Annotated in this window: 26 protein-coding genes and 2 pseudogenes; 5 read left to right on the top strand and 23 right to left on the bottom strand. The window is 40.9% G+C overall.

The annotated features are described in order from the left end of the window. Both MFLO_RS15670 and MFLO_RS04195 read left to right on the top strand, forming a co-directional pair. A partial coding sequence (locus MFLO_RS15670; RefSeq protein ID WP_162148136.1) for a hypothetical protein occupies positions 1 to 1,449 on the top strand: 1,449 nt, incomplete at its 5' end. Then, positions 1,449 to 1,748, top strand: a complete 300-nt coding sequence (locus tag MFLO_RS04195) for a DUF7957 family protein (RefSeq protein WP_051993510.1) — start codon at positions 1,449 to 1,451, stop codon at positions 1,746 to 1,748. The genes MFLO_RS15670 and MFLO_RS04195, both read left to right, overlap by 1 nt. 302 nt (positions 1,749 to 2,050) lie before the next feature. Here the strand turns inward: MFLO_RS04195 and mscL are convergent, their stop codons facing one another. From mscL to MFLO_RS04160, 7 genes and pseudogenes are all read right to left on the bottom strand, one after another. Next, positions 2,051 to 2,446: a large conductance mechanosensitive channel protein MscL gene (mscL, locus tag MFLO_RS04190; protein ID WP_036096588.1), complete on the bottom strand. Its 396-nt coding sequence runs from the start codon at positions 2,444 to 2,446 to the stop codon at positions 2,051 to 2,053. A 126-nt stretch (positions 2,447 to 2,572) separates the two neighbouring features. Further along, complete coding sequence (locus MFLO_RS04185; RefSeq protein WP_036096586.1) at positions 2,573 to 3,568, bottom strand: NADP-dependent oxidoreductase; 996 nt, start codon at positions 3,566 to 3,568, stop codon at positions 2,573 to 2,575. A 63-nt stretch (positions 3,569 to 3,631) separates the two neighbouring features. Next, positions 3,632 to 4,352 (bottom strand): annotated as a pseudogene (locus MFLO_RS04180) (DUF2238 domain-containing protein). Between the two features lie 308 nt (positions 4,353 to 4,660). Further along, a complete protein-coding gene (gene rbsK / locus MFLO_RS04175) occupies positions 4,661 to 5,563 on the bottom strand; it encodes a ribokinase (protein ID WP_036096585.1) in 903 nt (300 codons plus the stop codon). A 12-nt stretch (positions 5,564 to 5,575) separates the two neighbouring features. After that, complete coding sequence (dcuC, locus tag MFLO_RS04170; RefSeq protein ID WP_036096583.1) at positions 5,576 to 6,937, bottom strand: C4-dicarboxylate transporter DcuC; 1,362 nt, start codon at positions 6,935 to 6,937, stop codon at positions 5,576 to 5,578. Positions 6,938 to 7,216: 279 nt separating this feature from the next. Next, positions 7,217 to 7,696: an SRPBCC family protein gene (locus tag MFLO_RS04165; RefSeq protein ID WP_036096582.1), complete on the bottom strand. Its 480-nt coding sequence runs from the start codon at positions 7,694 to 7,696 to the stop codon at positions 7,217 to 7,219. Positions 7,697 to 7,753: 57 nt separating this feature from the next. Beyond that, complete coding sequence (locus tag MFLO_RS04160; RefSeq protein ID WP_036096580.1) at positions 7,754 to 8,683, bottom strand: LCP family protein; 930 nt, start codon at positions 8,681 to 8,683, stop codon at positions 7,754 to 7,756. A gap of 215 nt (positions 8,684 to 8,898) precedes the next feature. Between MFLO_RS04160 and pbp4 the strand changes: the two are divergent. Then, a pseudogene (pbp4, locus tag MFLO_RS04155) lies at positions 8,899 to 10,922 on the top strand (penicillin-binding protein PBP4(5)). 71 nt (positions 10,923 to 10,993) lie between these two features. On the opposite strand, the gene MFLO_RS04150 reads toward pbp4, so the two are convergent. From MFLO_RS04150 to MFLO_RS04125, 6 genes are all read right to left on the bottom strand, one after another. Continuing rightward, complete coding sequence (locus MFLO_RS04150; RefSeq protein WP_206538308.1) at positions 10,994 to 12,322, bottom strand: right-handed parallel beta-helix repeat-containing protein; 1,329 nt, start codon at positions 12,320 to 12,322, stop codon at positions 10,994 to 10,996. Positions 12,323 to 12,458: 136 nt separating this feature from the next. After that, positions 12,459 to 14,891, bottom strand: a complete 2,433-nt coding sequence (locus MFLO_RS04145) for an MSCRAMM family protein (RefSeq protein WP_162148135.1) — start codon at positions 14,889 to 14,891, stop codon at positions 12,459 to 12,461. Between the two features lie 707 nt (positions 14,892 to 15,598). Continuing rightward, a complete protein-coding gene (locus MFLO_RS04140) occupies positions 15,599 to 16,117 on the bottom strand; it encodes a VanZ family protein (RefSeq protein WP_036096577.1) in 519 nt (172 codons plus the stop codon). 83 nt (positions 16,118 to 16,200) lie between these two features. Further along, positions 16,201 to 16,989, bottom strand: coding sequence for a hypothetical protein (locus MFLO_RS04135; RefSeq protein ID WP_036096575.1), 789 nt, complete (start codon positions 16,987 to 16,989; stop codon positions 16,201 to 16,203). Next, on the bottom strand, positions 16,989 to 17,399 hold the full coding sequence (locus tag MFLO_RS04130) for a permease prefix domain 1-containing protein (protein ID WP_036096574.1): 411 nt from the start codon (positions 17,397 to 17,399) through the stop codon (positions 16,989 to 16,991). Before MFLO_RS04130 ends, MFLO_RS04135 begins: the two co-directional genes overlap by 1 nt. Further along, entirely contained in the window at positions 17,396 to 17,725 is a 330-nt protein-coding gene (locus MFLO_RS04125; RefSeq protein WP_036096607.1) for a PadR family transcriptional regulator, read from the bottom strand. Before MFLO_RS04125 ends, MFLO_RS04130 begins: the two co-directional genes overlap by 4 nt. A gap of 159 nt (positions 17,726 to 17,884) precedes the next feature. Here MFLO_RS04125 and MFLO_RS14560 point away from each other — a divergent pair, with 159 nt between their 5' ends. Both MFLO_RS14560 and MFLO_RS14555 read left to right on the top strand, forming a co-directional pair. Then, on the top strand, positions 17,885 to 18,580 hold the full coding sequence (locus tag MFLO_RS14560; protein ID WP_051993509.1) for a condensation domain-containing protein: 696 nt from the start codon (positions 17,885 to 17,887) through the stop codon (positions 18,578 to 18,580). 169 nt (positions 18,581 to 18,749) lie between these two features. Beyond that, the gene (locus tag MFLO_RS14555; protein ID WP_149022964.1) at positions 18,750 to 19,136 is read left to right on the top strand and encodes a hypothetical protein; all 387 of its coding nucleotides are present in this window, start codon (positions 18,750 to 18,752) and stop codon (positions 19,134 to 19,136) included. 35 nt (positions 19,137 to 19,171) lie between these two features. Here the strand turns inward: MFLO_RS14555 and MFLO_RS04115 are convergent, their stop codons facing one another. The 10 genes from MFLO_RS04115 to MFLO_RS04065 all read right to left on the bottom strand — a co-directional run bounded on the left by MFLO_RS04115 (position 19,172) and on the right by MFLO_RS04065 (position 26,782). Next, positions 19,172 to 20,098, bottom strand: coding sequence for a polysaccharide deacetylase family protein (locus MFLO_RS04115; protein ID WP_051993507.1), 927 nt, complete (start codon positions 20,096 to 20,098; stop codon positions 19,172 to 19,174). 541 nt (positions 20,099 to 20,639) lie between these two features. After that, positions 20,640 to 21,383: a tRNA lysidine(34) synthetase gene (locus MFLO_RS04105; protein ID WP_036096570.1), complete on the bottom strand. Its 744-nt coding sequence runs from the start codon at positions 21,381 to 21,383 to the stop codon at positions 20,640 to 20,642. Positions 21,384 to 21,550: 167 nt separating this feature from the next. Beyond that, a complete protein-coding gene (locus MFLO_RS04100) occupies positions 21,551 to 22,360 on the bottom strand; it encodes a ZIP family metal transporter (RefSeq protein WP_036096568.1) in 810 nt (269 codons plus the stop codon). A gap of 111 nt (positions 22,361 to 22,471) precedes the next feature. Next, positions 22,472 to 22,669 (bottom strand): hypothetical protein, encoded by a 198-nt coding sequence (locus tag MFLO_RS04095; RefSeq protein WP_241433535.1) that lies wholly within the window; start codon positions 22,667 to 22,669, stop codon positions 22,472 to 22,474. 112 nt (positions 22,670 to 22,781) lie between these two features. Further along, positions 22,782 to 23,165 carry a DUF1149 family protein gene (locus MFLO_RS04090; protein WP_036096566.1) on the bottom strand — a complete coding sequence of 128 codons (384 nt, stop codon included), beginning with the start codon at positions 23,163 to 23,165 and terminating at the stop codon, positions 22,782 to 22,784. Between the two features lie 21 nt (positions 23,166 to 23,186). Beyond that, the gene (locus MFLO_RS04085; RefSeq protein ID WP_036096564.1) at positions 23,187 to 23,567 is read right to left on the bottom strand and encodes a VOC family protein; all 381 of its coding nucleotides are present in this window, start codon (positions 23,565 to 23,567) and stop codon (positions 23,187 to 23,189) included. Next, the gene (locus MFLO_RS04080) at positions 23,557 to 24,756 is read right to left on the bottom strand and encodes a multidrug effflux MFS transporter (RefSeq protein ID WP_036096563.1); all 1,200 of its coding nucleotides are present in this window, start codon (positions 24,754 to 24,756) and stop codon (positions 23,557 to 23,559) included. The genes MFLO_RS04085 and MFLO_RS04080 overlap by 11 nt, the downstream gene beginning before the upstream one ends. A gap of 48 nt (positions 24,757 to 24,804) precedes the next feature. Then, on the bottom strand, positions 24,805 to 25,809 hold the full coding sequence (locus tag MFLO_RS04075; protein WP_036096561.1) for an inorganic phosphate transporter: 1,005 nt from the start codon (positions 25,807 to 25,809) through the stop codon (positions 24,805 to 24,807). Between the two features lie 101 nt (positions 25,810 to 25,910). Further along, positions 25,911 to 26,303, bottom strand: a complete 393-nt coding sequence (locus MFLO_RS04070; protein ID WP_036096560.1) for a hypothetical protein — start codon at positions 26,301 to 26,303, stop codon at positions 25,911 to 25,913. After that, a complete protein-coding gene (locus tag MFLO_RS04065) occupies positions 26,300 to 26,782 on the bottom strand; it encodes a hypothetical protein (protein ID WP_051993506.1) in 483 nt (160 codons plus the stop codon). The genes MFLO_RS04070 and MFLO_RS04065 overlap by 4 nt, the downstream gene beginning before the upstream one ends. Between the last annotated feature and the right edge of the window lie 2 nt (positions 26,783 to 26,784).

The raw sequence follows: 26,784 nt of genomic DNA, 5'->3' as shown, positions 1-26,784 counted from the left end.
GAGCTTCAATCCGTGTTTGAAGATTTTGAAGTCTTGCACCAGTTTTCAGGAAAAGTGGATGAACTCATTCATACGAAAATTGATCGACCGTTCTTTGAAGATTTGGATCAGTTTGTAGAGGGAATGCGGAATCTGGATGCGTCCAAGTTTACGACCACGAATCGGATTGGAGCAACGAAAACGGAAACGGTTTTTGTGAATAGCTATACGCAAGAACAACGGGAAGTAACGAAAACTGAAGTCACGATGGATGATTTGTTTAGCGGGAGTAATATCTATGCGGATCAGTTGAAAAACCAGTTTCAGGAATGGAAAAAGTTGAATCCGGATGAGACGGTTTCAGAGAATGATTTTCGGGCGGCGATGCTGAACACGCGAGCGTTTGCCTATATGTCGATCAAGGACGAACAGCAGAAGGAAGAGTTTTGGGTGAATGTCATCGTGACAGTGGGCATTGTTGGAGTGGCAATTTTTTGTCCACCTGCCGGACTGGCAATCGGGGCGGTGTATGGTAGTTTGGAGCTTGGGACAGCAATTTCTGGAAAAGACTGGATAAGTGGCAGAGAGCTTGAGACTTCCGAACGGGCGATGAGAGGGGCATTATCCGTTGCGGATATGCTTCCAGCAGTGAAGGCTTTTTCTACCGGAATCAAGGGACTTCCAACGGGTTCGGTGCTGGAACAGCTAATGCGCCCGCCGATCAAAAATATGAACGATCTTGTCGTGCAAGCGAATAAAATGGCGCTTACGCGAATAAGAGGACTGAAAGCGGCTTTAAAAGAACAGGTACATACAGGCACAACAGTGGTTAAGAAACAACTGAACCATCTAGGTGATAGCTTGAACCTTCCACCGCGTGAACAACTCGCGGCGCCAGGTGTTGGGGCTGTTCCGGTGAAGGAAGGAACCCTGCAAAATACTTTGCAGAAGTTTGATGTGAATCTTGACGGGAAGAAACAAGTTGGAAACTTGAGTGATGATCTTAGAGGTTTTAACTTTTTGGATAATCAATTAGGCAATATTAGAAGTAATGTAAAGATTAATAAATATGAATCTGCTGAAAGTGTGAATAATTGGTGGAGAAAACAAGGTTACTCAGAGCCCCCGTATACGTATAAAACTGTAGTTCAAGAAATAGAGCTTTTGAAAGAATCTAAATTTGTTAGAGTATATGATGGCGTTGACAGTAGTTTATATGGTGGTTGGGTTATGCGTGCTGATGATGTTAAAGGTTTAACAGCAAAGCAGATACAAGATAAGTTTGCTTTGCCTCAATTACCAGTGTATATTGGAGAAGTTAGTCTTCCAAAAGGAAGCAAGATTAGAGTTGGAGAAGCAAACTCATTGTTTGGCAGTGCTGGAAGAGGAATTCAATTTGATATGAAACAGCAAAGAATCGGAGAATTTAAAGAATTGGGGAAAATTGCGGATTGGAGTGGAAAAATGTAATGAAAAATAAGTTGGAAGTTTCAGGGAAAACGCTTGTATTTCCAAATGATATCGAGGAAATTAAGAAAAATAATAAATATATCTTTGTTAGACTTGCGATAGTTCTTAATTCGCCGATAAACACTGTTGATGAAGAATGCAATGTATATGCTATTAAGGAGGATGGAGAGATACTTTGGCAAATCAAAAATATTGCGCCAGTAGAGAATCCTGAATTTGTGTGTTCTCCAATAGTTCTTATGCATGTAGACGGAAAAAGAAAGACTATTTGTAACAGATTTTTCGGGAAGAAGATATAGAGTGAATGTAGAAACTGGAGAAATGGAAATGATAGGAATTACGAAATAACTCATAGTGCATATTTTCCTGCTCATCTAATTTCATTTTTGGTTTCCACAAAGTATCCATTGTATTTCTTATACTGATAAATATATTCAGGCAAATGTTTATGTTATTTTGTGTTTTAATACATGAGAGTAACCCAAATTTACACTTCTCAAAAACCCGCTCATCTGAACGTGTTGACTTTCAGATGAGCGGGTTTTTCTTTTTAAAACGTTTTTTCATAAAAAGCCTTCAAATTGAAATTCTTCTATGTAAATTAAACTTCTTTTTTCTCTTGGAGCAAATCACGAATTTCCTTAAGATATTCTTCTGATGGAGATACTTGCGGTACTTCTTCCTGCTCTTCTTCTTTTCTGCGCTTTGCGAGGCTTAACAGCACTTTGATAAAGACAAACAGTGCTAAAGCAATAATGACAAAGTCCACAACCGATTGAATAAAAGCACCATATTTCAGCGTCGCACTTCCAACTTCAATAGACAGCTTCGAAAAATCGTGTCCACCTAAAATGATTCCTACAAGCGGCATGATGATGTTATCGACGAGTGAGGAAACGATTTTTCCGAATGCCGCCCCGATTACAACCCCGATTGCGAGGTCAATGACATTCCCCTTGAGCGCAAATTCCTTAAATTCCTGCATGAATTTTTTCATCTCAAATCCTCCTCTCTCTTTAGCTACAAATTTTTTGTTCCTGATGAAACATTTATTATCATACTATTTTTTGTGAAATTTGTCATACTTTCTGCATAAAAAGAGCCGGTTCACCGGCTCTTTTGATCAATCAAGTTTTACAACAATCTTCCCAATATTTTTCCCGTCAAACAACGATAAAAATGCCGGAATGATTTCATCAAAGCCTTCTACAATGGTTTCCTTATGCGTCAGCTTGCCTTCATCGAGCCACTTCACAAGTTGCCTCGTCCCTTCCGGAAACTCATCCTGGAAGTTTCCAACCGTGAACCCCTGCATCATCGCGCTTGATTTGATCAGATAAGTTTGTACACGCGGTCCCATATCTTCTTCCGGTTTGATATTATAACTTGAAATAGCTCCGCATACTGGGATACGGGCATTTTTGTTTAATAGCGGCCACACGGCATCGCTAATTGTTCCACCGACATTTTCAAAATAAATATCGACACCTTTTGAACATGCTTTTTTCAATTTCTTAGGAAAATCAGGATCATTATAATTAAGCGCGGCATTAAAGCCGAGTTCTTTGACCAAATAGTTGACCTTCTCATCAGTACCGGCAATTCCAACGACATAAGCCCCTTTAATTTGAGCGATTTGTCCAACAGCTGATCCTACTGCACCGGCAGCTGCACTGACAACTACCGTCTCGCCTTTACGGGGTTTGCCAATCTCAAGTAGCCCGAAATAAGCCGTCAAGCCTGTCATTCCAACAACTCCTAGATACGCCGGCGCTGAAGCAATCGTCGTATCTACTTTCTGCACTTTCTTGCTGTCAACAATCACTTCTTCTTGCCATGGAACCTGTGCGAGAACCATATCCCCCGGCGCAAAATCCCGTGCTTCCGAACGAATCACTTTGCAAACAGCCGAACTTGTAATCGGCGATCCTAACCGAAATGGCGGAATATACGATTTTGTGTCATTCATTCTGCCGCGTAAATACGGATCAACGGATAAGAAAACCAATTTTACATGTAGCTCTCCTGAGTGAAGCCCCCCTAGTTTAACGTCTTTGATTTCAAATGTTTCTGCATTCGGTAACCCGACTGGTCTTGACTGTAAACAAATTTGTTTCAACTCCCTCACCCTTTCGCGTGTTTATTTTTCTCTTTTAACGTTTGATTTCCCTTTTTGCGAAATTTAAACCTTTTTCTTTTTTGAAGTGATGCGTTTGAACTCAAATTTGTTCAGCCAACCTTTTTTATAACGCAGTGAAATATAACCGATGACCGAGACGATTAGTGCCCCGAAAAAATCGACAAATAAATCGCTCATCGTATCAGAAACCGCTTCATGCCCGACAAGCGGCGTTCCATTTTCAAGCATCGTCTTTTGCATATTCATGCCAAATAAGGCATCCCCCGTATACTCATAAAATTCCCAAAGCACTCCAAGAAAAACCGCAAAACAAAAGCGCGAAAAGAGCGACAAAAAATGGACTCAAACTCATCGTCACCTTCTCATTTTTATTTAACAAATTGACGACCGAAAATCCAAGGCAACCAAGCATCGCTCCGCTGAACATATGAAGTACAGTATCCCAATTTGGAATCAAGTAATAAAAACTGCGAACTTCCCCTAAGTAAATCGCGCAATATAAGAATATGATAAAGAAAACATACATAATATCTGGAATCACAAAACGCATTCGCTTACTGAGAAGTGAAGGCAAAAATAAGACAACGACTCCTAACATACATTGCAGTAGCATAAGCGAGTAATCGCCTTTCGTTTTTTCATTTGCAGAAAGCACTGCGCCAGCCGGTGTCGTGACTAAGTTATATGCCGAATAAACGATCGAACCAAGCAAAGTGATCAGCACAAAGATGCTGATTATTCCCATCCAATTCCATTTTTTCATCTAGCTGCCCCCTCTTTTTGAAGAATACCTTGTCTATTATACTGGATTTCAATGTAAAACATTAGTGATAACAAAAAACCAGACCAGTTTTATCACTGATCCAGTTTCTCTATACTGCCCATTTCAATACGTCAAACAGGAATGACGCAATGGATTCATTTTTCTGATTCAATACATATTTTACCTTATCCTGAATTCCATCGAACGTAAATTCGGCATAAAAAGCGAATCAAATCTACCTATAAAAAAACGGGTACGTATGCTTCAGTTTACCGCTTATCTCCTTAACCTCATCCAGTTATTTAAGCCTATTTTAGCCTGTTAAGCTCATGACTGCTTGGAATTGATGTATGGGCACCTTGTTTTGCTACAACGAGTGCCGCAACCAGAGAAGCCCGTTTGATCGCATCCTCTTCTCCCTGCCGAAGCACATAATGCGCAAATGTCCCGATGAAACTATCGCCCGCCGCAGTTGTATCCACAGCATCCGCTTTTACAGCCGGTATCTCGTGAACCGCTTCCGCCGTCACAAACAGCGAACCGGCTTCCCCGAGCGTTACAATGACAGCTTTCCGTACCCATTGAAGTAGCTCGCGAGCCGCTTCAATCCGTTCCATCTGTGATTCAAGCTTTCGATTTAAAGCAAATTCCAATTCAGTTTCATTCGGAATTAAATAATCAGTGAAGCGAAGCAATTCCATGCTACACTTCCTACCTGGTGCCGGATTCAGGATCGTCAGCTTGTCATGCTGTTTCGCCAACTCAAAACTCTTGATGATGGCCGGTTCCGGAATTTCAAATTGTGCGATAACCGCGTCACTTGCACAGATCTTAGCAGCCGCTTGTTCAATTACAGCTTCCGTTACGCTCTTATTAGCACCGCCATACGTCATAATCAGATTGTTTCCCGACCGATCAACCGCAATATACGCCTGCCCCGTCTCCGCTTCAACCGTTTGAACCTCTGTCTGATCAATCTGTTCCTCCTCCAAAATCGCTCGAAGCATTTGACCGCGTTCATCATTTCCAACAGCTCCGATAAAAACAACTTCACTTCCGAGCCGCTTTGCAGTTACAGCTTGATTAAAACCTTTACCTCCTGCAGAATAGCGAAGTTCCTTTGCCGCTCTTGTTTCCCCTTTATTTGGAAGCGCCTCAAATTCAAGCGTTGTATCCAGATTGAGACTTCCAACCACACAAATCTGCTTCATCTTTTTCGCCCCTTATAAAACTATAAATGATAAAATCACAACCATCACGATTCCTATTAAGATTGGAACACTCGTCCGCTTCACAATTTCAATCGGCGGTACCTTCATTACACTTGCAACAATCATGATCACACCCGCAACCGGAGAAATCGACCGCGTCAAGTGCGCAATCAGTTGCATCGGAAGGGCAAGCTGGATACCGTCCACATGCGCACTGTCAGCTAAATCAGGAATCAAGTTGATCGTAGCATAAAAGAGCGGTGTTCCGCCACCACTTACGATACCGAATAAGAAAATCGCTCCGCTCAATACGAGGATGAGAACCGTTCCCGCGCCGTCAAGGTTCTCGATCGAATGCGATAATATCTCAACAACCCCAACCGTTTGCAACCCTTTCGCAAAAATCACACCGCTAATCACGATGATCACGACTTGAGTAAATCCTTGTCCCATACCTTTGAAAAACTGAAACGATTCATCAAACACGTTCTTTAGTTTTCGCTTGCGTACAAATTCGATGAGGACTGCGATAAAGAATGACAGTAGCGTCAAGATCACCACATCTACCTTGATGCTCGGGAAAAACACGCCGAGCGCCACAATGAAAAACAGCGGTAAAAGTGGCAATACCGCATAAAATTTGGGAGGGAGTTCTTTTGATTCTTCCACAAGCGTACTTTGTTCAATATCTCGAAACGCCCGCTCACCTTGGCGCTTATCCATATATTTTTGCCAGAAGTAATGCGCAAGCGCCATCACAAAAATCGTCGGAACCGAAATCAGTGCGTGATGAAGAAAGACATAATCAAATAAACTGTATCCAAGTGTTTTTGAAGCAATCACATTGTCGGCTCCAAGCGGCGTTGGCGCAATCGTTGCAACTGTCGCAATCACTCCACCGGCCGTAAGTGCGCTCAGTCCCGTTTTTTTCAGCACGGGATAAAGAATCGCCATCAAAATGACCGCTAAACTGGAAGAACTCGGAATAAAGAGGCATAACACGTTTCCAATCAAAAATACAACCGGCACAAGAACGTATTTTGCTTTAATCCTTCCAAGCGGCTTTGTGAGAATCGAAACAGCTACATCTGTTGCTCCAAGCGTATTCATATACGAAGCAAAGCCGAACAGCGTCATAATTGTAATCCCAACTACACTAAGCTGTTCGACAAATAGGAGTTCAATTTGCTTAAAGATGTCGAGAAACAGAAAACCAGTCGATTCTCCCCCTGAAAGAAGCGGCTTTCCTAAAATCCAAGCGGCAATCAGCAGAAAAAGCCCAGCTGAAAGCAAAACAAGCGCCGGTTGGTAATTTTTGATAATCAAATAAAAAACAGCAGTAACAGCCAAGATAGCAAGGATAGCTTCAATCATCTACCTTACCGCCATCAAATTTTTCAAGCAAATATGTATTCATTTCTATCTCCCTTTTGATAAATTCACAAGTATCAGGACTTAAAAAATTACACTTTTTCTATGCATTGTTGATTTTTATACACTTTCCACATCATTATAACAGCCGCTGTATGAGAAATCGAGCGAATTCTGTTCCCATTCAACTTACGCTATCTCATTACTTATTGAAAATAGTTTCATCAACTACAGCACAAAAAAATGCGCATTCCAAAAAAAACTTGGAATGCACATCAGCATTTAACTTAAAGCCGTATTATATTCGTCCAAGAGTTCAGCAAAGCGGGCTTGATCAAATTCGTATTCGCGGCCTTCCGCCGCTTTCTGATAGGCATCTAGACAAAGCGTCCAGCCCGAGAGATCGCGCGCCGTGTGCTCACTTGGCACAAGAATCCGCTCACGAAATAAGAGGCGCGTATGTTTGGCATCAAGCGGCACAAGTTTGAAAAAGACTTCATTTTGATCCCAACCGAACCCGATTTTTATTTCTGGATCAAACTCCAAGATCGGCAATTTAATCTCTCGAACCGTTTCAGCTTCTTTAAAAACAAACAGCAAATAGCCATTTTCTGAAAGTTCTCCGACTTCAAGTTCATCAAACCAACTTCTCAGTCCAGTCGTTGTCGTGAGGAGCTTCCAACAAGCTGCTGGCGTTGCGGCCACTTCGATTTCTGCTTCAAAAACTAAATGATCGTTCGTCGTTTTCACGCTTCTTTTCATCGCTCTTCCCCCCATTTCCAGCTAGCCAAACGTGGCACAAAGACATTTTTTCGTAAACTAGTCTTTCAAAAATGCTTCAACAGCTTTTCGGTTGGCAGAAATATCCACCCGCAGAACCGCTCCTGCTCCCGCGATTCGCTGATTTTCCCACGTATCTTTCACCGGAACCGTGAGCGTCTTCAGTTCATCCGTCCGTCCCAAAACGAAATCCATTCCCGTTTTTAAAACAAGCGATGTTGGAAGATCGGTCGATGTATAACCTTGCACCGTCCCGAGCACACTTGGAAATTTAAACACACTCGTGGCAGTCACTGCTTGTTCCTTCACGGCTGTTAAAACTTGCTGTTGCCTGCGCACTCGTCCGAAATCGCCTTCCGCATCATGCCTGAAACGTGCATATTGCAAGAGTGTATGACCATTCATTTTTTGCTTTCCGGCTTTAATCGCCACATCAATATTTTCCGACATATCTTTTTCCGCATCAATTTCAATACCATTCGGTGCAAGCGTATCAATTATCTTGGCAAAACTTTCAAAGTTTGTTACCACATAATACTGGCAATCAATCCCAAAATTTTCTTTCACGGTTTTGCGGACAAGATCCGGTCCACCGTAAGAATAAGCCGCATTAATTTTATTTTTGCCGTGACCGGGAATGTCCACATAAGTATCCCGCATCAGCGATACAAGCTTTGGTTGTTTCGTTTTCTTATTATAATGAGCAATCATCAACGAGTCGGAACGTCCTTGATCTGCACCGCGCGAATCGCTTCCGATAAAGAGAATATTCACTGAATTCCCATCTTGTTTCGCCCCATTGAATTCAAAACTTTTCATTTGACTTGCTTTCTCCGCTTTTTTTAAACTTGCTTGATACTGAAAAAAGCCGATTCCGCCAAGTACAACTGCAATGACGAGCAAAAGCAGTAAAATACTTACGAAAACACGCCCCTTCCTCACTTTTTTCTTTTCGGCATGACGTGCCATAAATTCCACCTCAACTCTATTTATTTTCCATTTTTAATCCTCTCCATCTTACACTAAAACCCTTAAAAATCAGAGCAATAAACCTATAAGAATTGTTAAAGAAATTCAAAAACGCGCTTTTTTTTGTTAGATTCTGCTATATTAATTAGTAACAAGAAGCAAAGTTTCACAGATGAAACGAAAGCTTTCAAACGAATTAGGAGGGTGAAAAAGGCGTGAAACAACCATTTTACAAACAACGAAGCTGGCAAATCGCGATTGCTGCAATCATTTTGTTACTCATCGCTGCGATCGCACTTTTTTTCATCTGGGGCAACCAGTCTGCTGATAAAAAAGCACGGCAAATTGCAGAAGATTTTACAACAGATTTAAAAAAAGCAGATTATAAAAAACTATCCGAGACAATGTCGGTAAAATCACTGAAATCCTATAATTTCACAGCAGAAAAAGTAGCCGATAAATATGAAACCGTTTATGGTGGAATTGGCGTTAAAGATATTTCCGTCAAGAATCTCGAAGTAAAACCCGGTAAAAACAGTCGTACCTATGACCTCAGCTATGAGCTCTCGATGCGAACGAGCCTTGGCAAGCTTCGTACACAAAAATACGCGGCAACGATATCAAATGACAAAGATAACTGGAAAGTGGACTGGAACCCTGGCCTAATCTTTCCGGGAATGGTCGCAGATGACAAAGTCCGGCTCACAACAGACGAGGCAAAACGCGGCGATATCCTCGACCGAAACGGTAAAAAACTGGCGACGATGGGAAATTTTGAAGAAGCAGGCATAGTGCCAGAACAACTGTCAGACGGAAGCGCCAAAGATCAGGAACTTAAAGCGATTTCTGAGAAATTGGGGGTTTCGCTTGATGAAATTCATGCAGCACTCGATCAAAAATGGGTCAAAGCGGACAGTTTCGTTCCGCTCAAAACCATCCTTGACGCTCCCGCCTGAATTTAACGGGGCTGATCTATGCCCAAAAAGTCTTGCGAACTTATCCACTTAACGAAAGTGCCAGCCACTTAATCGGTTACGTCGGCGAAGTGAGCGCGGAAGATATCGAAAAAAATCCGGCCCTAAATGTTGGCGATCTGATTGGGAAAACCGGTCTTGAGCGTTATTTTGACAAAGATTTACGCGGTGAAAACGGCGGTGAAATCAAAATTGTGAACGACCGCACCAAACAAGAAACTTCACTGCAAAAAATAGCACGTAAAGACGGTGAGTCGATCAAGCTAACGATTGATGCGAATGTGCAGCAAAATGTTTTTGCAGGGCTTGGTAAAGAAACTGGTGCGGTGACAGTCATTAATCCGCAAAACGGCGAGCTGCTTGCACTCGCAAGCACGCCGTCCTACAATGCCAATCAAATGGCAGCAGGAATCTCGGCGGCAGATTACAAAACATACAGCGACGATACCCGGATGCCGTTTTTGGCACGTTACGCCGCACGCTATGCACCCGGTTCTACCTTCAAGACGATCACAGCCGCAATTGGGCTTGATCTGGGCGTAACAAAGCCTGATAAGGTGCGCAAAATTGCAGGCTTAAAATGGCAAAAAGACGCTTCATGGGGCAATTATTCTGTCACACGTGTTCACGATAAAGCGAGCGTCAACATGACGGATGCACTCGTTTACTCGGATAATATTTATTTTGCACAAGAAGCGCTTGAGATTGGTAGCACTCGGTTTGAAAAAGAACTGAAAAAATTCAATTTCGGTGTGGATTATGATCTTCCATTTGAGATGAAAGCGGCACAAATTTCCAATGAAAACTTGGACAATGAAGTCTTACTGGCCGACACGGCATACGGGCAAGGTGAGCTTTTAATGAGCCCCGTTGAACAGGCTGCCGCCTACTCAGCAATAGCAAACGGCGGCAAAGTCGTCTATCCGAAACTCCTGCCGGGCAAAGAAACGAAGGAAGCCAAACAAGTGGTGAAGAAAGAATCGGCGGATCTCGTCAAACAAGCGCTGATAAAGGCCGTCTCAGACCCTGGTGGAACGGCACACGGACTTATTGTTAACGGGAAAAATCTAGCGGCTAAAACGGGAACGGCAGAGCTGAAAGCGAAGCAAGGCGAAGATGGACTCGAAAATGGCTTTGTTTATGCTTTTGACGCAGATCATCCTGATTTTCTAATTGTCGGCATGATTGAAAACGTAAAAGGCCGCGGCGGAAGCGGGCTTGTGATCGAAAAACTCAAACCCGCCATCACGGCTTTAACTGAATAAAAAACGAACGAGCAACTTCTATTCCGGCGAAAAAGATTCAGCCCGAAGAAGCTGCTCGTTTTATGTTACGCTTAGAAAATTTGTCCTACTAATGGTGTCCAGTTCAAATACGGGTAGACTAGCGGCATTCTTCCCGGAAAATCGGCTTGATTAATGATCAAATAACGAATCGGAAGGAGCGGATAGGACTCTCGTAAAAATTGTGATTCAGGGTCAAATCGCTTTCCGCAAAGTCGATGTCTAATTCTGTTATTCGTAAATTCTACGTAATCTGCCCCGTCTTTTTTGTTTCCCATCCCATTTAAACTGAATAATTTTTGATACTTTTGTAATTCCTGTAAAATAATCTTATTATCCCGAAAAGCAAGCATCCCAACATCCCCGAATGGAAACACATCAAAGTTAGCCGGAGCTGTATCCAAGTTGAAAGTATTGCGCTCTGCAATAAAAACCTTCACTTTGCTATGTTCGCGGTCGCGCCGCCACGCTATTGCTGCCGGTCTTTCTTTGGCTGAACCAAGATGCGAAATAACTGTATTCCCGATAAAATATAATTCTGCCATATCGCCATTAATCGCTAGAAACTTCACTGCGACATTTCGCGCATAGTTATTTACAACTTGAAATTTTCCGTAAAACTCAGTTGTAGTGTTCTTATGTGTTTTCCATCCTGAAATGACAATACCTTCATCTGCTGAATCGCTGAAATGGTTGTGTGAAATCTCAGCAGCTTTAACGTTCAGCAAGTATAACGCATTATCAACCACTTGATTAAATACATTTCGAGAGATCACACACTTTTCAAGTGCTCGGCTTTGAATCACGACACCTTGATTCACTTCCTTAAAAGTGTTCTTCGTAATCGTATAGGAATTGGAAATCGGTTCATTCGGATTATCATCATGAATCGTGATACACCGATTAAGTTCCTCATCGTTATTTGTTGATCCGCCATTTTTGAAAAACACGTTATCATGGATCACGACATCTTGACAGCTGGCAAAGAGAACAGAGCTATCTGTTCGGTAATGACCTATTTCTGGATCATATCCTGTGAAACTACACGCTTCAATCGTAACCCGCTTAGAAAACTTAAAAAATAGCCCTCCTCTTCCTCGCTTGTTTAGATCCACCTTCACTCGCTTAATCGTAATTTCAGAACATGAGTCGTAGTTGATCAAATAAGGACTAATTTCAGAACCGGAAGCATCAAAGTTAGCCACAATCAAAGATTCTGCAGCCTTATTGTCGCGAGATCCGATGATACTACATGTGACATCATAAATTGGTTCACTGACAAGGTAAATTACTTTTGAGGACGGCTCCAAATATAAAACACCTGTTCCTGCCTGACGTATTAGCGGTTCCAGTTCCGTATAGATGATCAAATTTTCTTCCAAATTATTCACTCCGATCTCCATTCAATTTATTTTTAAATTTCGCTATAAAAATATGCTTCCAAAAATCAACTTAATGATTTTTAGAAGCATATTTGCCTTTTCATGCCATACTTCTTATTTTGAACTTATTTGTGCCTTATCTCGTTTTCTTTTTTAAGTTTCGGCTTGCTGCAACAATCAATAACAATCCAAGCATCACAGCTAAGAATCCAGCTACATCACCAGTACTTGGTAATTTAGAACCGTGATCTGAATCAGAAGAATTGCCGTTCGATGAACCGCCGCCGGAATTTCCACCGCCAGTTCCTTTGTCACCATCAGGAGTTTTCGTTTGTTTTACATTTTCAACCGTGACTTGAACGGCCTTTTCTTCTCCGCTTTGAATATTGAAACTGATTGGTGTTTCATCTAATTCGTAGCCTTTTGGCGCTTTTGTTTCAATGAATGCATATTTACCCGGAGCTAAGTCACTAACCGTTAGCATTCCATTCGAATCCGTTGTTAAGTCTTCTTTAATCGTCTTGCCTGCCTCATCGACAAGTTTAAATTCTGCATCTGCAAGACGTTTTGTATGATCTTTCTTGTCTACTTTCGTTAGCTCAACAGCCCCGGCATCTTTTTGATTGGTTACGCCCAATTTCAATGTTTCATTCTGTCCTTTTTCAATGACAAATGAAATCGGTGTTTCATCAAGCAGATAGCCTTCTGGAGCTTTTGTTTCAACGAATGAATACTTCCCTGGTTTCAATTGATCTACAGAAATTTCACCATTTTCATCTGTTGTCAATTTTTCGTAAAGCACTTTTCCATCTTCATCTAGTAAACTGAATTCTGCACCTGGAAGCAAAAGATCAGAATCGGCTTGATCCGTTTTAATCAATGTTACACTGCCCGTTTGGAGTGTATTATCAATCGAAAGAACAATCGGCTCTGTTTCGCTTCCTGTAACTTCAATGTTATGCACTTTTTTGCTAAGTTCATAACCTTCCGGTGCTTTTGTTTCAACAACTTGATAGTTACCTATTGCAAGTGGTGTACTAAGAAGTTCTCCCTTTTCATTCGTTGTTCCTTCATAAACCACTGTGCCAGATTCATCTAAAATCTCAAAAGTTGCTCCTGCTAGACGCTCTCCTGTAGTATCGTCGACTTTGATTATCTGAACGCGTCCATCATAAACCACTGTAGTTGCTGAGTTTGTATTTAGTTCCATATCACTGATGTGGAGAATTCCGACATTCGTAAATTGATCGCCAACTTGCATCGAACCTTCAATATCAACGTTGAAGGAAACCTTCTGAGCCGAATCTTTTGTAATTTCTTTTTTAGTCACTAAAGTAAGTAGTTTACCATCTTCCGAAACGGTATAATCGAAATAATCTTCATCAATGTGCGTAATTTCTGTAATTGTCATCTTATCTGGAAGCGGATCTGTGATTGTAATTCCGGCTGGGATATTCGCACCTGATTTAACGCCGAATTCCAGTGTATATTCGAGATTATGTTCGCCAATATTGATTTTTGACTTATCAACACTTTTTTTGAGTGAAAAACTGCTATCTGAGGTAAGAAGCGGCATAACTGGAAACTCTTTAGTTAAGTCATAGCCGTCAGCTGTTAAGTTCGCTGTATTGATTTGTTTACCCATATCAAGATTTTGAGCTTCAAGCGCGTATTCGACTAAGTATGCTTCATCACTTGAAATATCACCAAAATCAACCCGAATCTCTTTTTTCGCTGCATCATATGAAATCTTATCTTGATATTGATCTGTAACATACGTGAAGCCAGTCGGTTTATGTTCATCATCAAATCCTTGCACTTTTAAAATCCGAATATTGTCAACTACAGATGTATCACCGCTTGCACCTGGAAATGTATTGGGATATGTGAGCTCTGTATCTGGCGGCAAAGTATCCGTTACCACTACATTTTTCAAATTTAGTTCCGAATAGTTTACTGCTAATACAAAACGATTTTTCGCTGGGTCATTAATATCTAGCAACCCGATCTCTCTTGACGGATCGGTAGAATATTGATACCATTTGTAGAAAATTTTATTTGGCGAACTGTCCTCGCCAATCACTTCTACGTCTTTCTTGTCACTTGTTCCTGCATATTCTATTTTGAAGGATTCTGTGCTACTTTCTTGAAAGAGCGGAGCTGAATAATCAATCGTGATTGTTGCATTAATCGCTTCGTTCTCATCCACTTCATTTGGATCTAGCTTCACGATAATTTGATAATCCCCAAATTCATCTTGCTCTGTTCGGTCATAGACAAACGGACTTGGGACAAGGACATTATTCGGCTTCAATTCATTAGAATCAGCTACTGTTTTTTTAGGGATCGTGATTACAGCTTCACCATTCGATGCTTGGAAATCCCCTGCACTTCCACTGATATTTGCACTGACCGTGACATTATTTCTTCCTTGGATTGGATCTGGATTTACTGAAATACTACTGTTAATTGTGCGTGAGTTGTTTCCCATTGTGTCAGCTTGAACATTTGAAAATCCAAGCGGAACTAATAAAAATAAAATAACAACTAAAATTCCTATTTTCTTCATTACGTAACACTCCATTCATCTGTCTTTTGATATTTGGCTCTTGGAATCGGTCTCCTTCTGTGAAACAAATTCTTTTTGCTGCTAATAATTGAATCGATTTTTTCATAAAATCTCTCAAACCAAGTATTAGCTTGAGTTTCCCATTGCTATTTTAAAAGAACAGCCTATTCATGACACATTCGTTTAAAGCTCTAGATAGAAATCTTAATTTATCTAAATAAAATCTCCAGACTAGACAAATAGTAATTAGATAATTGAAAAAATTCAAAACTTTTGAAAGCCCTATCTTATACAGACCTCCCTTTCCCCTCTTTCTCACTCCTTTCATTCTGCTTTAAAAATTTGTGCCCTCTACAGATTGACCATGAGCAATAAAAAATCATTTTTTGTGTTATATTCAGTTTACTATTACTAGAAAATTTAATTACTACACTGAAATATGGTCAATTTTTGTATATTTTTTTTACAAAAAGCACATATAGAACTTTATATTAGTAAATATATCACGTTATACATTAATTGTCTGTGAACATTTTTGTGAATTTTCATCTTTTTTGCTTTTTTAGATTAAAATTTAAAGACTATTTAGACTTACACCCTATTCACGCTACTTGCTGACCTAACAAAAAAAGGTTGAAACACACAGTGTTCCAACCTTTTAGTCTAAGAACCAGCTATTTCCGGTTTCAGACCTTTCTAATTCAATATTAGCCTAATTTCTCTATTCTTCGTTTTCGTAAAACATTTAACAGCCAGAAACAAACTAAAGTTCCAATACAAGCTCCTGTAAAATCCAACACTACATCTTGCACAAGCGGTGTTCTTCCGCCAGTAAATTTTTGATGAATTTCATCGCTGATTGCAAATAATAACGGTACAGGAAGCGCAACGAGAAAGGCAGACCAGTTTTTACCGAACAGGCCTCGAACCCCTGCAAATAATGAAGCTCCCATCACAAAATATGTGAAGAAATGTGCACCTTTACGGATAAAAAACTCTAAAAATTTACTATAGCCTAAATTCGCAATACTGACTTCTTCGTTTGCATACACAAAGGAAACATGCGATAACAGTCCTTCAAGCGGTTTTCCTGCTAAAATCTTATCCATAAACGGCACGAGCGACTGCTCATGATAAGTCTGCGAAGAAGATTTTAAAAGGAGTCCCATGATGAAAACAGCACAGAGGAAACAGAGTGCAATCCAAATTTTCTTTTTTCTAAGCATTTTCCTTCTCACTTTCGATTAATCTAACTTTTATTATACCATCTAATTATGAGAAGCTCATGAAAAAAATTTAAAATCAAACATTAAATATACTTTCGTTTGACGTGCTTTCTGCGATAAACAAAGAAGTAAATCGACAGAGGCCACCAAAGCAATCCGAAAATCGGATAGACTGCCCAGATCGTATCTCTTGAGGTGATCAGATTAACAATGATGAAAAAGCTACTTAAGATTAGTGTAGACAAAATGGCATAGCTAAGCGGATAGCGCGCAAGAAACATGGATAGCGGCCAGAAAAGCAAAGCAAAAACTGGGTAGATCCACCAAATAACTGGCGTTGTAATGATATTTACGATGATAAAGAAGAGCGTCATCCAAGCCGTTCCGACAAGTGAAAAAGCACGTGAAAATTTCGCTAGTGCAACAGAAAGCGGCCACCACATGATCGTAAATGTGGTAAAGATGCTGAAAGGAAAACGCGGTTCAAAGATAAGGTTCAGCACAACGTAACACAAAATGAGCAAAACAGCACCCGAGAATGCGTAAGAAAATTTAGCGGCTTTTTTCCCCATAATAATAACAAGCGGCCAAGCGGCAAGCGCTGGAATAGCGAAAAGCACCCATAGATAATCCGGCGATTCAATCAGATTTGCCGCCGAAAGCACCGCAAATACGACTAAACTTCCGATAACGGAATATGTTTTATAATGTCTGCTGCCGTCAATCAGGAAATAAACGAGCGGGAGCAGGAGCAAAAGGGAACTGTAAAGTGACCAATTTTGGCCCGGAAAGACTAGAAAATTTAAGGCGATTAAAAAAGCAATTGTTAGAGCGCAACTAAAAAATAAAAAGCTTCTTGTGCTTTTGTCCATTATTTTACTTCCTCCTTCTTACGATACCAGTAGTAAAACATCGACAGCGGCCACCATAAAATGGCAAAGGTTGGATAGACGAACCAAATGACACTAGGTGTGTAGTAGAAATTGATAAACACGATAAGTGCAATGAAAAGTGCGCTCCCCCAAAGTGAAAATCCGAGATTCAGTTTTGCATAAGCCAATTTTTTACTGCCGCCAATTTTTAATTCTTCTTTAATTTCATCAAAGTCACCAAACTCGATGATAACTTTGTTAATCGCATCTTCCTGTGTTTTGCCTTCGTGCATTAAATCGTATACTTTTTCTTCCATGTCTTGCAAGATTTCTTCTTTCACTTGCGATGCCCGTTCTGTATTCGGGACATCATCAAATAACTTTTCTACAAACTCATATATTCTTCTCAATTTTCCCTCTCCTCCAAAAAGACGTTGATTACTTCTTTAATTTCCTGCCATTCTTCGATCATTTCATTTAAGTACAGCTTACCGCGCGTTGTGAGCGTATAATATTTCCGCTTTCCACCATGGCTCCTATCCCCGTAGTAGCTTTTGATCAAACCTTTTTTCTCAAGACGTTGAAATACGGCATAAAGCGTCGCTTCCTTAATTTGAAACTTTTCCTTTGTGCGATCGCTGATTTCTTTTGAAATCGCATAACCGTATGAATCTCCATCCGCAAGAATCCTTAAAATAATCGAATCTACGTGGCCTCTTAAAATGTCGCTACGGATCGTGACCACCTCCTAAATTACTCTGCCACACATTACTCTATCAGATAGAGTTAATAACAAAATCAGTTTATCATGAATTACTCTGTCTGTCAAAGTAATTTTAATAAAGCCGTTTAGCGTGAAAAGATAAGGGAAAACAGCAGGAAAGGAGGAATAAAGATGCCAAAAATTAAAACCTATCCCGCGGAAAGCTCTGACATCAAGCACTATATTTCCGCCTTAGAACATAAAAACGATCATCATTTACATGCTGCTTTTCATTTTCAGACTCAGATTGACGTTCAATGTTTAAGAGAAGCGGTGATACTTCTTGGTGGCCGTTTACCTGAACTTTTCACTTATTTAAAAGCATCCAAATCAGGGTTTGTCTGGCAAGAAAGCACCTATGCACCAGAAGATCTTGTTTTTCTAGAGGAGCACGCAAAAAACCCCGAAGCAAGTTTGAATCGGGCATTAACGCAAATGCTTGACGGTGAGAATGGGCCGCAAATTCGCTTAACGGTTATTCGAGCAGATGAAGGGGATTTTCTCTCTGTGGTGCTGAACCATATGCTTGCTGACGGGGCGGGCTTTAAGGAGCTCTTGTATTTGCTTGCTGAGCTGTACTCAAACATCAAGCAGAATCAGGCTCACTTGCCGCAGCTTAAACCGGGTTCGCGCAGTTTGCGACGCATTTTTGAAAACATGGATACATCCGGATGGAAAGCTGCACCACCGCTTCAAGAGCCGCACCAAAATCTTCCCTTGCCGTTAACAGGCAATACCGAGAATCCACGTATCTTGCGGGTAAAAATAAATCGAGCTGAATTTCTTGCGCTGAAAGAGGACACAAAAAAAACAAGGTGCCACGATTAACGACAGACTGTTCGCGGCATTTGGATGCGTACTTGCCAAGCATTTTCCACATTCTGCGATTGAGATTGACTGCCCGATCGACCTCCGCAAGTATCTTAAATTTCCAAGTGGAATTGCGAATTTCACGGCAAACTTGACGTGCTCTTTTCAAAAAAACGATCTGCAAAGTTTGGAGCAGGCGACAGCCGCGGCTCATTTATCATTTCGCGGGCAAAAAGACAGCTTGGCGCCGCTTCGGGTATTTGACTACTTGGACCGAATTTATCGGTCAGAAACCTTTGAGGCTTATCATGCGGCTGTGAAAAAGTATTATAGTATTCCAACCGTAAGCCTGACTAATATGGGTATTATTGATGCAGCTAGACTCCAATTTGACGGCGTAGCCCCCGCTGACATCTATATTTCCGGTTCGCTTAAGTTCGCGCCCTACTTCCAAGTCGCCGCTACGACTTTTAAAGAAGAACTCACGCTCAGTACCAACCTTTACGGAACCCATGCTGATCACGCTTTTCAGCAAACTATTCTTACGGAAATGAAGCACATTTTAACGCACTAAAAAAGCGGAAACCTTCACGGTTTCCGCTTTTTTTTCTATTTCACAGCTCTTTCATCAGTCGCATCAAAATATTGATGTCCTATTTCTGGCTTTTCTTGCAAGAGTTCATCGACGGTCACAAACTGATAGCCTAATTCTTTCAGCTTTTTAAGTGCTGCATCAAGTCCATCCGCTGTCGTCGGATGAATATCATGCATTAAAATCATTCCTCCATCATACGCCGAACTGACTATTTTGTTTGTTACATGGCGACCGCTTTTGTACTTCCAGTCTTCCGTATCTTCACTCCACTGCGCAATCGGAAGGCCAATTGCAAGTGCCGTATTTTTGTGAACAGCTCCATAAGGTGGGCGAACGAGCTCAGGAAAGTAACCAGTCTGCTGATAAACAACCATCTGTGTTTTCAAAATTTGTTCTGCCACATCGCGATCAGACAATTTCGTAAGCTGTGGATGGCTCCATGAATGGTTTGCCACTTGATGCCCTGCATCAAGTTCTGCTTTCACAAGTCCTGGATGTTCAGCTACCTCTGAACCAAGAACAAAAAATGTAGCTTTTGCTTGGTATTTTTTTAAAGTTGCTAAAATACGTGGCGTGACTTTCGCACTTGGGCCGTCATCAAACGTCAAAGCGATCTTCTTACCAGAAACCATTTGGTGCGGTGCCGGCGGTTCAATACCAGCAGGTAAATGATGCGGATCAACATAAGCCGCAAATGAGCTAAGCGGAATGGCAACTTGTTTGATCTTAGCAAATCCTGGAATAGAAATTGGGACGCTCAATTCTGTGTCTGTGATCGCAATATCCGTTTCATCTAAGTTTTCTGGATATGAAGCTTCCCCCAAAGCTCCAATTTTCTCGAGTGGAATTTTACCAGTTGCAATCAGCGTTTCTTGCATTTTACGTTTCAACTCAAGTAGCGCATCCGGCTGTCTATTTAACACATCACGCAATGAAAGCACTTTTCCGGTTTCTTCATCTACAAGTTGTTTTTTTTACTAGCTTTTTATCCGCCAATTCAAAAGAACTTCCTTTTAGGCCGTATTTCTCTTTGTTCACACTATAACTGGATACCTGATTCGTCACTTTTTCTTTATCGAATGTATAGAACACTAAATCATTTTTTTTGATCGTGTTCCTTTTCGGCTGCACCCAACATTTCTTGTTTAATTAATTGATTTTCTGACTTGTTTTTCATTTTTGGAACAAATGCCGTAATTTTTTTATCTCGATTCTCTTGTTCGATTTTGTGAAAATTGTTTTCGCCCAATTTTTTTTATCCATATAGAGCTCCACATCTTGTTCCACCCTAATTCGTGCCTTCGCAATCTGATGCCGTTGATAAGTGAGGTAACCTAAAATTGCCACAGCAACAATCATAAGTACAGAAAGGCTCAAAAAAATCGTTTTTCGCTTCAAAACTTATAACACCTCTTTAATCATTACAGTTCCCTATCCTCTCGTACCATTATACAGATTTTTGCTGAGACTTCTAGTGATAAATTACTTATTTTCCGTCCAAAATTGGGCTGCTTTTCCAGTTTCCATTCCTGAAAGAAATTTTTGACGGATATCTGGGTACGAAGTCGCAAGTGTTGTGACTAATTTCTTCATTTCTTCACGCCGTGTTTTTTTATCCACTGGACAAGGATTGTGTATAACTGGCAAGTTCTCACGTTTTGCAAATGAAATAATGTCTTTTTCTTCTAAATAAAGCATCGGACGAATGATCGAAACTTCTGTTCTCGTCAAAAAACTAATTGGCTCAAAACTTTCCATTCGGCCGTGAATCAAGAAATTCATCAAATACGTTTCAATAGCATCATCCAAATGATGCCCGAGCGCTACTTTTTCACATCCCAATTTCTTTGCATGTCCGTATAGATAACCGCGCCGCATGTTGGCACATAATGAGCATGGATTTTTTTCCTGACGAATATCAAACACAACAGTCGCAATGTCTGTAGGTACGATCTCAAGTTCGTATCCCAATTCTTTCGTAAAACGAATAAGCGGTTCAATATCCATGTCCATTCCCATATCGAGAAAGATCGGTACAATCTCAAAGCTGTATCCAAGTCGTTCTTGTTTGCTGATCATATCCAGTAAATAAAAAAGGGTACTAGAGTCCTTGCCACCAGACATTCCTACTGCTACTTTTTCACCAGAATCAATCATGGAATGCGTCAAAACGGCTTTTCTGACCGGGTTATAATATTTTCGATTATCTGTTTTTTTAAATGTCATTTTTTTCCTCCCTTAAAAAAACACGAAAAGTGGGAGCTTTTTCGTGTTTTCATATAGCAATCGGAGAGGAGTCTCCAAATTAACTATCCTTATCATTGTGAATTACTTCACTTTCAAACTAGTATAGCATATTTCTCTAAAAAAGTATTGCTTTTCCTAAACAATTTTTATCCAAGCGCAACATCAAGCACCATCATGACAGCAAACCCTGCCATTGTTGCTGCAGTTGCTAGGTCAGTCGATCCTTCAACTTGCGATTCAGGAATTAATTCTTCAATCACAACAAAAATCATTGCTCCTGCCGCAAAAGCAAGTGCATAAGGTAAAATGGGGGTCACAAAGACAACTAATAAAGCACCGATCACCGCAAAGATAGGTTCAACGATCGCAGAGAGCTGACCATACCAGAAACTTTTGGCACGACTTAAACCTTCGCCGCGCAGCGGAATGGAAACCGCTGCTCCTTCCGGAAAGTTTTGGATACCGATACCGAGTGCGAGGACTGCCGCTGTCACAAAGGTTTCTGTATCTCCGACAAGCACAGCTCCGAACGCAACCCCTACGGCTGCTCCTTCTGGAATGTTATGGATAGTGATCGAAAGCACGAGCAGAATACTTTTATGAAGCTTTGTCTTTGGACCTTCTTTTTCTTTCTCAGGAAAACCGAGATGCAGATGCGGGATAATACGATCGACTAAACGCAAAAATACACCGCCGAGCGTGAAACCGACCAATGCTGGGACAAATGACCAAATCCCCATTCCCTCACTTCGTTCAATTGCTGGGCTTAGAAGTGACCAGAAACTTGCTGCAATCATAACTCCTGCCGCAAAACCAAGCATTACATTCGTCATTTTTTGATTTAAATCTTTAAAGAAAAATACTAATGCTGCCCCAAGTGCAGTACATCCCCATGTGAAAAGCCCTGCCAAAAGTGCAAGCAGTACTGGATTCAAACTTGAAAAATACGCTATCAACCCAACAACAACCTCTCTAACTTAAAATAGGGTTTGAAACTATACAGTTTCAAACCCAAAAATCCTTTTTACTCTTCTTCTTTATCGTTTTGGAAACCGCGTTTTAAACCTTTAAAAAAATGCTCCACCGGTTTTTCCGACTACTTTAGCAGCTTCAAGTGAACCGTAAAAGGCTAATTTTGCAGCATCACCTAATACTTCGCCTGCTTTGCCTGCTGCTTCACCTGCTTTTTCTTCCACTTTCTCTGAAACTTCTTTGACTTTCTCTTTATCAAACAACTTTGGTTCTTGTTCTTCTCCTGAAGTCATGTGAGAGCCTCCGTTCCTGCTTTTCTTTTATCATAGCGAAATTCACAGAAAGATTCAAGGTTTGATTGCTAAAAAAGAAAGCACCTCTAAATAGAGATGCTTTTTGTTTCATTCAATTGCTTTCAAAATCCAGCTTATACCCCGGCAGATCAAAAGCGATTTCAGTAACTTCATAAGTAAGACGTTTGATGTAATCGATGAGTGGTTTTGACATTTCCTGCGCAGTAGCTTGATCAATTTCGTTAGTCTCGCCGAAGAAATCTAACACCTGCACAATGCGGCTGATTTGACCGTCTATTTTAAAGCGTTCGAGAACTAGCGAAAACGGAACATCTACCTTGTAAATTTTTCCTGCTTCTAGTTCAGACTTGTCTTCCCCAGCCGGTTCTACTTCATTCAGCTGCACCATAATGTTGTTTTCAATGCCTTCTTCTGGTTCTACCAATGTCTCAAAATTATACTTTTCAACAATAATCGGATTTGCTTTAAATTCCAAATTTCTCACCCTCTGCTTTCTTTAAATCGTAATTTCAATTAAATTTCCATCGCTGTCGCGAACAACACTTTCATAATAACCGTCCCCTGTTGTACGAGGTTCACCTGCGATCTCAAAACCGTCTTTTCGGAAGGTTTCAGTCACCTGATCGACTTGTTCCTTGCTCCCAACTGAAAACGCTAGATGAGCGTAGCCAAAATGCTCACCTGCTGGACTTGTTGTGATGTCAGTCCGTGTCATGATTTCCAAGCGGCTTCCCGATTCAAAGGTTAAGAAATACGACGAAAAACCTTTTTGCTTGTTATCATAACGCTCAGAAGCGGAAGCATTGAAGTAACGTTCATAAAATTCTTTCATGCGGTTTAAATCTTTCGTCCATAAAGCCATATGTTCAATTTTCATGTCTCATCCGTCCTTTTCGGTAAATCATATAAAGAAGCAGTGCCAAGAAACTGCAAGCAAACATCACAATGCCCATCGGAGCTCCTGTTGTTCCACTTCCGAGACCAACAAGCGGAGACACGATGCCGCCAAATAAAAATGAAAAAAGACCAATTAGTGCGGATGCACTCCCAGCATGACTGGCCTGACTCTGCATTGCAAGCGAAGTACCAACTGTATTGACAAGACCGGTACTCGAGATAGCCACGAATAGAGCAACAAGTATCCAGATAACGGAAGCACCACTCACAAGTTCAATCAAGAGTATCAGGCTCGCAAAAAATGCGATACCGATTCCAATTTCATACAGGCTACTTTCATTATACCGTATACTCAGCGAACCTGCCAACTGCGATGCGATCACAAGTCCGATCCCGTTTACTGCAAAACAAATACTGAATTGCTGCGGGCTCAGCTGATAAATTTCTTGGAGCACAAATGGCGAGGCCGCGATGTAAGCAAACATCATTCCCGAAAGCAATCCTTGCGGTAGCGCATATTGCATGAAAACTGCACTTTTTGAAAGCTCAAAAAACGAGGTAAATGTCCCTTTCAAGCCGTTTGTTTGTCTAGCCGAAAGAGGGAGAGATTCTTTCACATAAAAAAAAGATAAGATAAGCAACAAAAAACCGATAATGGTGAGCAAAATAAAGATTCCTCGCCAATTCGTGAAAAGCAGCATGCCGCCGCCAATGATTGGAGCGAGGATAGGACCGAGGCCGTTAATCAGCATCAGAAAGCCAAAGAAACGTGTTAGCATCTTGCCGTCATAATGGTCACGCGCAACGGCACGTGATAATACACTTCCAGCACCGCCAGCAAAACCTTGAATAAAACGTAGCACTAAAAATGCATAGATATTCGTTTGAAACACACAGATCAGCGACACGATAAAGTAGGCAGTCACTCCGATGATCAGCGGTTTTCTTCTGCCAACTGCATCGCTCACCGCGCCGATAACAAGCTGACCGAGCGCGAGACCGATCATGCAAGCCGTCAAGCTAAGCTGAGCAAGTGAGGTTCCAACTGACATGTCCTTTGCAAGCTCTGGCAATCCGGGCAGATACATATCAAGCGAAAGAGGTCCAAAGGCAGATAGCAAACCAAGCACGACGACAAGAGCAACGGAAATTTTTTCTTCCTTCTGCATGAATTTCTCTCCTTAAGCAAAATCAATTTTGGTAGGGAATCCCCCATTTTATAAAAAGATGAGGGCTGCAATTGTATAAACGAGTGCGGCTAGGGCTGCAGCAATAGGAAGCGTGATAATCCATGTCAAAAGCATGTTTTTCCCTGTTCTCCAGTTGACTTCTTTCTTGTGATTCGCAGTTCCAACCCCCATGATCGAGCTGTCAATCACTTGCGTCGTGCTGACTGGCAAATGGGTCAAGGTTGCTGTCATAATTACAGAAAGTGAGCTGACGTCTGCAGCTACACCTGTAACTGGTTCAATCCGCATAATTTTTGTGCCAACCGTTTTAATAATTCGAAAACCGCCGACTGATGAACCAATCGCCATTGCAGCAGCACAAGAAAGCTGCACCCAAAATGGTACGCCAGCTGTTTCTTTTAAAAGCCCACTCGCAATCAGGGCAAGCGTAATCACGCCCATTGTTTTTTGTGCATCATTGGTACCATGTGCATATGCTTGGATCGCTGCTGTAAAAATTTGTGCAATTCGAAAATGGCGGTTTGTTTTTACCCGTTTTCGGTTGCGGAAAATCCACTTAAACGCAGAATAAATCAAATAACCCACGCTAAAACCAATCAGCGGTGAAATAATTAGTGCTACAATAATTGTAATAAATCCTGTATAGTTTAAAGCTGAAAAACCGGCAGATGCAACAGCAGCACCAGCAATAGCACCAATCAAAGCATGAGAAGAGCTGCTTGGCATTCCGATAAACCAAGTCAAAAGATTCCAAATGACCGCCGCAATCAAACCGCATAAAACAACGAATTCACCATTATGTAAGACAAATGGATCAACTATGTTTTTCGTCAGTCCCTCGGCAACCCCTGTAAATGAAATAGCTCCTAAAAAATTCATGACTGCCGCCATCAAAATAGCGACGCGCGGCTTTAATGCTCTAGTTGAAATACATGTTGCTACCGCATTGGCGATGTCATGAAATCCATTTATGAAATCAAAGGCAAGGCCGACAATCACAATCAAAATTGTGATCAAAATAATCGTATCCATCAGACATTCACCTCCAACAATATTTTCTCCTGTTTCTTTTATACCCTATTTTTACCAAAAGCAAAAACCCCTACTTCAGCAGGGGCTTCATAAGTCTCTGTTTAAAAATCGTATCCGCTATCGTGTTCACCGTTAAAATCATCATAATAATCATAACCGCCATCGAAATTCGGGTTATTTTCGATTTCATAAATAAATGAAGTGATTAGTCCAATCGTTGCAAAAATACTAAAGATAAAGCTTAACCCCGTTAAAATGCAACCCGTAATTAAAAGTCCCATTCCTTTTTTCGGTTCAAGCGAAGGTTTTTTTACAATCAAGTAAACAATCATCACAATGATAGAACTTGTGAAGATAATGAGGAGACAACATAAAATTGGATTCATTCCGCGGCGTTCCGCATCTTTATATATCCACACAGCAAGCAGTGCGCGAGCAGCAATCGCTAGAAGTGCTACAAACAGCAATGCCATTACAAAAAAAACAATACTCAAATTAATTCCTCCTCCCTCTCAGGCAACACATTTTGTTGTTTCTTGCTGAGAAGCATAATCCCAACGATTAGATATAAAATACCATGAATCGAAGCGATTTGAATGCCTCCTACTACTATAAAAATAATCGCAATTGTCTTCAAACGAGATGTGCCCGCTTTAAGTTTAAAAGCAGCAATCATCCCGAATATCGAAGAAGCAACCAAGAAAATAAAAATAACTGCACCAATTAAAACCAGAATCAGAAACGCTAAAATTTCACCCGATGCATCGCCAAGCCCCATGCTAAAGATTAAAGGCAAAAGATTAACTCCTGTAAAAAAAGCTGCTATAAGTGCAACAATCATGTTAAAAGAAGCCCCAATAATCGCTAGTATAAATTCTGTCTGTCTATTCATTTGATCTCCTTTAATTCGATTTATTTTTAGTTTAGCATGTCTTTCAAAAAAAAGCTGTAAAAATCTCAATTTTCCATACAAAA

The organism is Listeria floridensis FSL S10-1187, assembly GCF_000525875.1.
GTDB lineage: Bacteria > Bacillota > Bacilli > Lactobacillales > Listeriaceae > Listeria > Listeria floridensis.
Note: the sequence above shows the minus strand (reverse complement) of the source record. Positions and strands in the feature narration are given on the sequence as shown.